The sequence below is a fragment of the Streptomyces sp. NPDC039736 genome, assembly GCF_055596485.1.
Map to the genome: position 1 here is coordinate 126,462 of NZ_JBVIUQ010000009.1, position 10,318 is coordinate 136,779.

9 protein-coding genes are annotated in these 10,318 nt (G+C 73.9%); 3 read left to right on the top strand and 6 right to left on the bottom strand.

The window, feature by feature from the left end; all coding sequences use genetic code 11:
• Window positions 1-242 precede the first annotated feature (242 nt).
• Complete coding sequence (locus ACZ56L_RS26825) at window positions 243-623, top strand: VOC family protein (protein WP_345226123.1); 381 nt, start codon at window positions 243-245, stop codon at window positions 621-623.
• A 117-nt stretch (window positions 624-740) separates the two neighbouring features.
• Here ACZ56L_RS26825 and ACZ56L_RS26830 read toward each other — a convergent pair whose 3' ends face one another.
• Complete coding sequence (locus ACZ56L_RS26830; RefSeq protein WP_471066855.1) at window positions 741-1,937, bottom strand: FAD-dependent oxidoreductase; 1,197 nt, start codon at window positions 1,935-1,937, stop codon at window positions 741-743.
• A gap of 377 nt (window positions 1,938-2,314) precedes the next feature.
• Between ACZ56L_RS26830 and ACZ56L_RS26835 the strand changes: the two genes are divergently transcribed.
• Window positions 2,315-2,824, top strand: a complete 510-nt coding sequence (locus ACZ56L_RS26835; RefSeq protein ID WP_401761611.1) for a helix-turn-helix domain-containing protein — start codon at window positions 2,315-2,317, stop codon at window positions 2,822-2,824.
• Between the two features lie 126 nt (window positions 2,825-2,950).
• Here the strand turns inward: ACZ56L_RS26835 and ACZ56L_RS26840 are convergent, their stop codons facing one another.
• From ACZ56L_RS26840 to ACZ56L_RS26855, 4 genes are all read right to left on the bottom strand, one after another.
• Window positions 2,951-3,667, bottom strand: a complete 717-nt coding sequence (locus ACZ56L_RS26840; RefSeq protein ID WP_345226117.1) for a tryptophan 2,3-dioxygenase family protein — start codon at window positions 3,665-3,667, stop codon at window positions 2,951-2,953.
• Window positions 3,667-4,908, bottom strand: a complete 1,242-nt coding sequence (locus tag ACZ56L_RS26845) for a pyridoxal phosphate-dependent aminotransferase (protein ID WP_345226114.1) — start codon at window positions 4,906-4,908, stop codon at window positions 3,667-3,669. Before ACZ56L_RS26845 ends, ACZ56L_RS26840 begins: the two co-directional genes overlap by 1 nt.
• A 114-nt stretch (window positions 4,909-5,022) precedes the next feature.
• On the bottom strand, window positions 5,023-5,817 hold the full coding sequence (locus ACZ56L_RS26850; RefSeq protein WP_468690482.1) for an SDR family NAD(P)-dependent oxidoreductase: 795 nt from the start codon (window positions 5,815-5,817) through the stop codon (window positions 5,023-5,025).
• Window positions 5,810-6,655 carry a thioesterase II family protein gene (locus tag ACZ56L_RS26855; protein WP_468690481.1) on the bottom strand — a complete coding sequence of 282 codons (846 nt, stop codon included), beginning with the start codon at window positions 6,653-6,655 and terminating at the stop codon, window positions 5,810-5,812. Before ACZ56L_RS26855 ends, ACZ56L_RS26850 begins: the two co-directional genes overlap by 8 nt.
• A 262-nt stretch (window positions 6,656-6,917) precedes the next feature.
• On the opposite strand from ACZ56L_RS26855, the gene ACZ56L_RS26860 reads away from it, so the two are divergent.
• Complete coding sequence (locus ACZ56L_RS26860; protein ID WP_471066858.1) at window positions 6,918-8,159, top strand: cytochrome P450; 1,242 nt, start codon at window positions 6,918-6,920, stop codon at window positions 8,157-8,159.
• A 70-nt stretch (window positions 8,160-8,229) separates the two neighbouring features.
• On the opposite strand, the gene ACZ56L_RS26865 is transcribed toward ACZ56L_RS26860, so the two are convergent.
• On the bottom strand, window positions 8,230-10,236 hold the full coding sequence (locus tag ACZ56L_RS26865; protein ID WP_471066860.1) for an amino acid adenylation domain-containing protein: 2,007 nt from the start codon (window positions 10,234-10,236) through the stop codon (window positions 8,230-8,232).
• Window positions 10,237-10,318 lie beyond the last annotated feature (82 nt).

The following is a 10,318-nucleotide window of genomic DNA, read 5'->3' on the forward strand; positions in this document are numbered from 1 at the left end:
CAGGAGCGCGCGTGTCTCCCCGGTCGCACGGGTGACGGTGGAGCGGCCGGCACCGGACAGCAGGCCAAGAGCCGAGTGCGGCAGATCTTGGCGCAGACGGATCAGCGTGGCCACCGGCCGGTCGACGAACATCAGCCGGTCCGCCACGTGACCTGTGCGGCCGGCGGAGAACTCTGTCGCACACCTGGCGCGAACCGCTCGAAAGTCCGCTGCGGGCCGCCGTGTGGGAATACAGTCGGCTCATGAGTCTGACGCCACGATTGATCGTCCCGGACCCCGACACCGCCGCCGCCTACTACCAGAAGGCCATGGGCGCCGAAGAGGTCTTCCGCGCCCAGGACGAGAGCGGCCGCGTGATGGTCGTCGTCCTCCAGGTCGGCGGTTCGCCGCTGTCCCTCTCCCCCGCCGTCACCGACTGGGGCTGGCTCTCGCCCGACGACGTCGGCGGGTCCCCGGTCCTCCTGGAGGCGGAGTTCGACGACCAGGACGCCGTCGCCGCCCGGATGGTCGAAGGCGGCGGCACGGTGGTCGTGCCGGTCGAGAACCGCCCGTACGGCAAACGGGAAGGGCGCCTGCGCGACCCGTTCGGCCACCTGTGGATCGTCACCGGCGACCTGCGCTGACCGCCGGCCCGCATCGACGGCCCCCGGGGCCTTCCGCACCGCGCCTCGCGGCGGCGGGAGGCCCCGGGGGCCGCTTCGGCCACGGCTGCTTCCGTGGCCGCCGCGCCCGGATGACGGTCAGCCGGTCCGCACCGGCCACGGCGAAGGCCGGTAGGAGTAGGCCTCGGTGCCCTTGCGCACCCCCTGCTTGATGGCCATCGGCAGCATCAGGTCACGTATCACCCGGGTGATCCACTTGTCGGGGGTCATCACCGCACCCGTCTGCCGGGCCTGCTTCGCCATCGCTTCCACCCTCTCCCGCCGGGACTCCTCGAACGCGGTGAACGCCCGCTGCGGGGTGGGGTGTTCATACAGGGCGAGGGCGAGTTCGTAGGCGTCCTCCATGCCGAGCGCGGCGCCCGCCCCCAGGTGCGGGGCCACCGCGTGCGCGGCGTCGCCCAGCACCGCGGCGCTGCCCCGGTGCCAGGTCCGCAGGGGCGGCACCTCGTGGACCGGCCAGCGGCCGACCGGCCCGGTGGAGGCGTTCAGGATGCGGCGGACCACGGCGGGGTCGGGACGGTGCCGGTCGGCCAGGGCGGCCACCCAGCGGGCGTCGTCGATCGCGGCGAGCTCGGCGAAGCTGCGTTCGTCGGTCTCCTGATGGTTCTCGAACCACCACACCTCCCCGGGCGAGACCACCTGGTACCCGAAGAAGCCGCGCAGGCCGAAGACCATGTGGAACCGGCCGTCCGCCGGGAGTTCCGAGGCGCCGAGCCGCGCCCTGCCCCCGGAACCGACCACCTCGGTGTAGGCGGGGCGGGGCGCGTCGGGCAGCAGCAGGCGGCGCGTGGTGGAGTTCACGCCGTCGCAGCCGAGCACGAGGTCGGCCTCGGCGTGCGTGTCGTCCTCGAAGCCGAGCCGCCAGTCGCCGTCGTGGTTCTCCGCCAGGGCTACCAGCCGCTTGGCGGTGTGCAGTTTGACCCCGGAGTCGGTGGCCGCCTCGCGCAGGGCGCCGCTGAGTTCGCCGCGCATGATGTTGGTGGTGCGCTCGGGGTTCCGCACGAGTGCCCTGCCCCTGTGGTTGGCGAAGGCGATGGAGCCGGCCGGGACGCCCTGTTCGAGGACCCGGTCGGCCAGGCCCAGGCGCTCCAGCACGGCCCGCCCGTTGGGAGCCAGGTTGAGGAACGAGCCCACGTCCTGCGCCCGGCGCACGTACGCCTCGTACAGATCCACCTCGAAGCCCAGTCTCACCAGGCACACGGACAGCAGTGGGCCGGTGATGCCGGCGCCGATGACGGCGACCCGTCGGCGCGGTGTGCGGTTCTCGTCTCTCATCACGTGCTCCCGATCGTGACCGCCGTGAAGGTCGGGGGCGGTCTGTTCCCTTACGAGGGTTGTTGCCGATCACCGGGCGGTCCCACGCGACCATGTCGTGCTTCTTTCGCCGCGCCCGCGACAACCGGCTGAGCAGTACGGTTCATCGTGCGGCACTTCGCTCCGGCCGGACCGGAATCGGGCCCCCGGCCAAGCGGAATCGACGCGGAATCGACCTGGAATCGAGATCGGGCAGGATCAACCCGCCGGGGCGACGGGCGCGTGCCGCGCCGGAGCCGCCGGTCTCGACCAGATGTCCGCACACCGGACGTCCGCACCCAGGACGTCCGCCCCCCAGACGTCACTCGCCACTTGTCACGGGAAACGGGGTCACGACCATGGCCACGCTCGTTCACACGCAAGAAGTCAAGTTCCTCCGCTGGCCCGTCCAGCGCCACGAGAGGGACCAGCTGCGCGAGGCGGGACTGCCCTGCCTGCTGGTCCTGGAGGGCCAGACGGCACCGCCGAACGACATCTCCCCCACCGAGGACTGGGTGCGCCCCCCGGTCGGCCGCCTCGACCTGGCGGCCCGCGTCCACACGCTGCAACAGCGCACCGGGACCGACTTCATGCCCGCGCTGGACCCGACCGGGGTCCTCTACTACGGCGGCCAGTCGGTGCCCATGTCGGAGGCGCAGAGCGAGATGATGCGATGTTTCCTGGCCGACTTCGGCCATCTCGTACGCCGGGACACGCTGAAGGAGGCCCTGGGCCGCATCAACAACGAGAAGGTCACCAGCAACGCGATCGACCTGCACATCATGCGGCTGCGGCAGCGGTTGGACGGCGTCCGGCTGAGCCTGCGCACGGTCTGGGGGCGCGGCTACATCCTGGAGACAGCCGGCTGACCCGTCCACGCAGGACGCCGGGCGGCGCCGTCCCGTCCGGCCCCGGCACGCGAAGTGTCCGGCCCGTCGTGCTCGGGGCCGGACACTTCGCGCGTACGTCCTCCGGCGCCTGTGGGCGCCCGGGGTTCAGCCCGCCTGCCGGCGTCTGCGCTCGTGCACCTTGCCGCGGAGCTCGTGGAGTTCGGTGAACGGCATGGTGGCGCGGCCCATGAGGTGCGCCGCCCCCGAGGTGCCCGCCGTGCCCGGCTGCTCGCCGATCATCTTCAGCACCAGGCCCACGTGCCCGATCTTCCACTGGAAGTACCCGTTGCCCACGCTGAGCATCGCCTCGACGACCCGGTGGTGGGAACCCGCCTCGACGCCCGCCGCGACGATCTCCTCCAGGTCGGCGCCGGTTCGCTGCAGACCGGCGCGGAAGGCCAGGAACAACGTTCCGGAGCGGCTGGCGCTGCCCAGTACCCGTTCCAGTTCGTGGGCCTGGCTGGACTGGGCGCCGCTGGCCGTGCCGAGGTGTGCCCGGAACTGGGCGAAGTCCTCCAGCGGCAGCCGCTCCAGCGCCATGAGCTGCTCGTGCAGCAGGCGCAGCAGTTCGCAGCACCGGTAGAGCAGGTCGACGGACCGCTCCAGGCCCCCGGTGGTCATCGCGCGGAAGTTGCCCTCGACGGCGGCGAGGTCGCCCAGGATCTGCTTCAGCCACAGTTCGCAGGTCTGGTGGCTGACGATGAAGAACTGCTCCGAGAGGGCGGTGGCGAGGTCGGCCTCGCTCCCGGGCGTGCGCGGCACCTGGAGGGTCAGCAGTTCGTCGAGCTTCAGGTAGGAGGCGTACGTCACCTCCTCGGGCATCACCCCTGCCTCTTCTCGCGGACCAGCTCGACCAGGCGCTCCACCCCGGTGGTGAGCTGCTCGCGGTCGACGCAGAAGGCGATCCGGACCAGCCCGGAGGCGGCGCCGCCGGGCACGAGCGGCAGCAGCGTGCCGTCGGGGGCGAACTCGGGCCGGGCGGAGAAGCCGCTGCCGGGCACGACCACGACGTCGTGCCGGTCCATGAGTTCGGCGGCGAACTCCTCGCCGGTCAGGCCGGTGGAGGAGACGTCGGCCATGGCGTACCAGCCGCCGCCGGGCAGGGCGGGCAGCAGTCCCTCCTCGACCAGCGGGGCGAGTGCCGTGTCCCGGTTACCCCGGACGAAGTCGTGGTTGCCCGCGAGGGCTCCCGACGCGTCGAGGGCGGCCAGCCCGGCGTACTGGACGGGCGCGTTGGGCGCGATGATGCAGGACTCCTGGACCGAGCGCATGGCGGCGGCGGTCTCCGGGCGCGACACCGCGACGTATCCGAGCCGGTAGCCGGTCATCGCCGGGCCCTTGGAGAAGGTGAAGACGCTGTTGACCAGGCGCTGGGCGGCGGGCCTGGCACGTTCCAGGGCGGCGATCGAGTGGTGGGGACCGGAGAAGGCGAAGTCCTCGTAGGCCTCGTCGCTGATGATCTGCCAGCCGTGCTGGTCGGCGATCTCGTAGAGGGCCTGTTGCAGCGGGAGGTCGGCGACCGCGCCGGTGGGGTTGGACGGGGTGTTGAGGAGCAGCACCCGGGTAGCGGGGCCGGCCACCCGCCGGATCGACTCGGGGTCGGGAGCGAAGTGTTCGTCGAGCTGGTAGAACACCGGGCGGAATCCGGCGAGCAGGGCCTGTTGCAGGTGTACGGGCCAGTGGATTTCCGGCATCAGGATCTCCGCCCCCGCGTGGACGAGGCTGCGCATCAGCGCGCTGAGCCCCTGGCACGAGCCGGGGGTGACGAAGAGCCGGGCGGGCTCGGTGTCGACGCGGTTCACGGTGTCCAGCTTGCCGGTGAGGCGTTCGCGGAGCTCCGGGAGCCCCTGGACGTCGATGTAGCGGGCGCGGCCGTCGATGACGGCGTCGGCGAACTCCTTGGCGACGGAGTCCGGCGGGCCGAAGGCGGGCTCGCCCACGTGCAGCTTGATCTGGCCGGGGTGTTCGCGTTCGCGTTCGTTGGCGATCCGGAAGGACTCGTACAGCCAAGAGGAGGGGATCGCCGAGGCCGGGGCGAACGACGGTGGGGCTGTCTGCGTCATCTGGGTCTTGCCTTTCCGCTGGGGGCAGGTGGGGCGGGGCAGGGGGCGGGGCCCGCCCGTGCGGGCGGGCGATGCTCCGGGGGCGGGGCTCGGGTGGTGCTCCGCGGGTACGGCTCAGGCCGCGCGGCCGCCGTCGACGGACACCAGGGAGCCGGTGACCCAGGACGAGGAGCCGGGGTCGACGAGGTGGCACACCCAGGCCGCCACCTCCGCGGCCAGGCCGAACCGCCCCAGCGGGGTGCCGGACACGATCCTCTCGCGCAGGGCGTCCGCGCCCTCGCCGGCCGCCAGGTCCCACAGGCCGGTGTCGACCGGGCCGGGCAGCACCGCGTTCACCCGGACCTCGGGGGCGAGTTCCACGGCGAGCGACCTGGTCAGGGAGTTCAGGGCGGCCTTGCTGGCCCCGTAGAAGGACCGGTTGGGCATGGCCAGCACGCCGCCGACGGAGGACACGTTGACCACGCAGCCCCGGCTGGCGCGCAACGCGGGAAGCAGCGCCCGGATCAGCAGGGCGGGGGCCACCAGGTTGGTGTCGACCATGCCGCGCAGATCCGCCTCGGCGGCGTCCTCCAGGCGGTCGAAGACGGCGTGCCCGGCGTTGTTGACCAGCGCGTCGACGCCGCCGAGCACGTCCCGGGCCCGGTCCGCGATCCGGGCGGCGGCGTCGGGGGCCGTGACGTCCACGGCGTACGGCACGGCGGTGCCGGGGCCTTCGGCCTGGGCCTTCGCGGTCACCTCGGCCAGCCGGTCGGCCCGGCGGCCGACCGCCAGGACGTCGGCGCCGAGCCCGGCGGCGCGGGCCACCACGGCTGCCCCGATGCCCGAGCCGCCGCCGGTGACGACCAGGCGCAGGCCCGCCCAGGAGTCACCGCCGCCCTCCGGGTCCGTGTCCCTGCCCGTTTCATCCATGGGACTCGTGCGACTCAGGGAACCCATGGGGCTCGTACGGCTCGGGGGAATCGTGCGTCTCATGCGCCGGACCGCCTCCGTTCGCGTGGATGGGGATCGCAGGTGGGCGTGGCGGTACCCGCCGTGCCAGGCCCGCCAGCAGGAGCGCCGGGTCGTCGAAGACGTGGAAGTGGGCTCCGGGTCTGATGTCGACGCTCGCGTTCCCGGTGGTGAGGCGGGCCCAGTGGCGTGCGGCCAGGACCGGCACCAGGGGATCTCCGCGGGCCACGCAGACGTGCACGTCGCAGTCGAGCGACACCGGGTCGGGGCAGCCGAGGTAGCGCTCGTGGGCGGCGATGTCGGCGCGCATCGCGGGCAGCACCAGGTCACGGATCTCGGTCTCCGCCGCGAGGTCGGGGTCGATGCCGCCGAGGGCGACCAGGCGCTCCCACAACTCCCCGTCGGGCAGCAGGTGGTCGCCGCGCGGGGGCCGGGCCGGATCGCCGGGGGCCCAGGCGCTGGACGCGACCAGCAGGGCGACGTCGAGGCCCGCCGCGGGGCTCCGGCGGGCCACCTCGCAGGCGACCGCGGAGCCGAAGCTGTGGCCGAAGAGGACCAGGCGCGCGGGCGGCAGCCGGGCCAGCCCGGTGACGATCTCCTCGGCGATCGCGCCGACGTCCTCGCGCGCGGGCTCCGCCAGCCGGTCGCCGTGCCCCGGGTACTGCGCGACGCACAGGTCCACCGCCGTGCCGGGAAACGCGGCGGGCAGCACGGTGCGCCAGCCGGTGAAACTCTCCGCGCGGCCGCCGGAGTGCGGCAGCACGAGGAGCCGGAGGCCGGGACCCGCGGTGCCGGTCACCGTACGTACGGTTCCACGGTGCACACCCATTCCCCATCTCCCCTTCTTCGTCGTCGAGTTGAGAATCACACGCCCGGCGGGGGCCGCCGCCGAATCCGTCAGCATTCATTCAGCGCCGTCTCGGGGGCGGCCCCGGGGGGCGACGATCGGGGCGCGAAGTCCCCCTGCCGGCCGGATGTCCGTGCCGGACGCCCGTACCCCGGTGTCCGCGTCCGGCCGCTCCCGCACGGGCCCGGTCCGCCGGGCCGAAAGGAGTCTCCCGGTGGTCTCCTCCCACCACGCCGCCGCCTTCGGCGGCCCGTACGACGACACCTCCTGGGCGGCTCTCGACCTCGCCGACCCGGCCGCCTTCGTCGAGAACGACCCGTACGCCTACTGGGACCGGATGCGCCGCAGCGAGCCCGTGCGCCATCACCCCCCGGTGGGCGACCGCCCCGGCTTCTGGGCGGTGGCCAGGCACCGGGACGTACAGGACTGCTACAAGGACGCGGCCCGGCTCGGCTCGGCCCGGGGGACGGTGCTGGACGTCCTGCTGCGCGGCACCGACTCGGCGGGCGGGCGGATGCTGGCGGTGACGGACCGCCCCCGCCACCGCGAGCTGCGCCGGGTGATGCTGCGCGCCTTCTCACCGAGGGTGCTGCGGTACGTGGAGGAGGCGGTACGGCAGCGGGCGGACGCCCTGGTGGCCGCCGTGGTCGGCGCGGGCGAGGCCGACGCCGCGCGCGACATCGCCGAGCACCTGCCGCTGAACACCGTGTGCGACCTGCTCGAACTGCCTGCCGCCGACCGGCCGTCGCTGCTGGAGTGGAACAAGCGGGCGCTGTCCTCGGAGAGCGCCCAGGACGACCCGTTCGACGCGCTGGAGGCACGCAACGAGATCCTGTCGTACTTCGTGGACGTGGTGCGCGAGCGGCGGCGGCGGCCCGGCGAGGACGTGATCAGCATGATCGCCGGGGCGCGGGTCCAGGGCGAGACCATGACGGAGGACGACCTCGCCCTGAACTGCTACAGCCTCATCCTCGGGGGCGACGAGTCGACCCGGGTGACCACGATCGGCGCCCTGCACGCGCTGGGCGTCCACGAGGAGCAGTGGCGTCGGCTGCGCACCGGGGAGGCGGCGGTGCACACCGCGGTGGAGGAGGTGCTGCGCTGGGTCACCCCGGCCATGCACTTCGCCCGGACGGCCACCGTCGACCTGCGGATCGGGGACGCCGAGGTGGCGGCGGGCGACATCGTCACCCTGTGGAACATCTCGGCCAACAACGACCCCGAGGTCTTCGAGGAGCCCCGCCGCTTCGACGTGGGCCGGCAGCACAACCCGCACCTCGCGCTCGGGCACGGCCCGCACTTCTGCCTGGGGGCCTTCCTCGGCCGGCTGGAGCTGTCCGCGGTGCTGGAGTCGCTGGTCCGGCGGGTGGGCCGGATCGAGGTCCTGGCGGAACCGCCGCGCGTCTACTCCAACTTCCTGTTCGGGCACAGCGCGCTGCGCCTGCGGCTGGACTGACGGCGCGGTGCGGAGCGGGCGCCGCCGCACCGGCGCGGGCCGCCCGGGGCCCGCGCCGGTGCGGCCCGGTTCACGCGGGCGACAGCAGGCCGCCCAGCTCCGCCATGGTGGGGCGCTCGAAGACCGCCCGCACCGGCAGGTTCATCCCCCACTCCTCCCGGACGGCCTTGGCGAGCCGCACCGCGAGGACCGAATGGCCGCCCCGGTCGAAGAAGTTGTCGTCCGGCGCGACCTCGGGCACCTCCAGCACCCTGGCGGCCAGCGCGCACAGAGCGGCCACCGGGTCGGACAGGTCGACGGCGCGGCCGGCCGACGCCCCGGCCCCCTCCGAGGCCCCGGACTCCCCCGCGCGCCGCGCCGCGGCGGCGCGCTGCTCCAGGGCCCGACGGTCGATCTTCCCGTTGCTGGTCATCGGCAGGGACGCCACCACCTCGATCCGCGAGGGCACCATGTGCGCGGGCAGCCGCGCGGCGAGCAGGCCGCGCAGTTCCTCCGCGAGCCCGGGGCCGCCGCCCGCCGGGTCCGTGCCGGACACCACGAAGGCCACCAGGCGCGCCGAGTCCACCTCGCCGGTGACGACGACCGCCCCGAGCCGGACCCCCGGGCAGGACTCCAGCGCGGCCTCCACCTCGCCCAGTTCGACCCTGAAGCCCCGCAGTTTGACCTGGCGGTCGGCGCGGCCGGTGAAGTGGAGCGGGCCGTCCTTGTCCAGGTAGCCGAGGTCGCCGGAGCGGTACATGCGGCTGCCGGGTACGCCGTACGGGTCCGCGACGAACCGTTCGGCGGTCAGGGCGGGCCGGTTGAGGTAGCCGAGCGCCTCGCCCTCGCCGACCAGGTACAGCTCGCCCTCCTCGCCGTACTGGCAGGGCTGGAGGGCGACGTCCAGGACCCGGACCTCGTTGCCCGGCCAGGGCTCCCCGATGCTGACCGGTTCGCCGGGGCGCACCGGGCCAGCCATGGTCACGCCCACGGTCATCTCCGTGGGCCCGTATCCGTTGAACATGCGCCGGCCCGGCGCCCAGCGGGCCACCAGCGCCTGGGTGCAGGAGTCCCCGGTGGACAGCACCACGCCGCCGGGCAGCACGCCGTCCGGGTCGGTGGCGGTGAGCGCGACCGGGGGCAGTACCGCGTGGCTGATCCGCCGGTCGATCAGGGTGCGGCGCAGCTCCTCGCCGGGCAGCACCGCGCGGTCGTCGGTGAGCACCAGGGTGGCCCCGGACAGCAGGGCCAGCGTCAGGTCCCAGAACCCGGCGTCGAAATTGAACGAGGCCCACTGGAGCACCCGGTCGCCGGGGCCCGGGGCGATCCAGTGCTGCTGCGCCTCGGCGAGCGCCGCCATGCCGGCGTGCGGGATCACCACGCCCTTGGGGACGCCGGTGGACCCGGAGGTGTAGATGACGTACGCGGTGTCATCGGCCCGCAGCGGACGCCGCCGCTCCTCGTCGGTGACCGGCCCGGCGGGGTGGTCACCGGCGTCCGGGGCGGCGGGGCCGGGGGTGTCCGGACCGGTGATGTCGAGGGTGTCCGGGCCGGTGACGTCGACCGGCACGGGGCCCGTGTGCAGCAGCGTCCGCAGCCCCGAGTCGGCCGCCATGTGGCGCAGCAGCGCGGTCGGGTATCCGGGGTCCAGGGGTACGTAACCGGCTCCGGCGGTCGTCACGGCGAGCGCCGCCACCACCTGGTCGGGGCCGCGGGGCACGGAGATCCCGACGAGGTCGCCGGGGCCCAGGCCGTGTGCGATCAGCCGTCGGGCCAGCCCGTTCACCCGGTCGCCGAGTTGCGCGTACGTCAGAGCGGTGTGCTCGCCCTCGACGGCGGGCAGGTCCGCGTGTCTCGCCGCGGCCCGCTCGAAGAGGACGGGAAGGGTCTCGGCGGACGACGCCGCCGGGGTGTGCGGGCGCACGTCCGGCCAGACCTCCTCGACGTACGCACGCGCGCGGGCCCGGGAGGTCGCGGGCAGTTCCACCGGCCACCCGGCGGGGACCGGCAGCCGGGCGGGCCACAGCGACCGCTGGCCGCGCTGGTTGCACAGGACCAGGTAGCTCTCGTCCGGGTCTTCGAAGGGGTTGGCTGGCATCGAGCGACCTCCCGTGTGACGGTGCCGCTGGACGGGTCCGGCGCCCTGCGGGGGCGCCGCGCGCGACACAGGTGCCCTCACC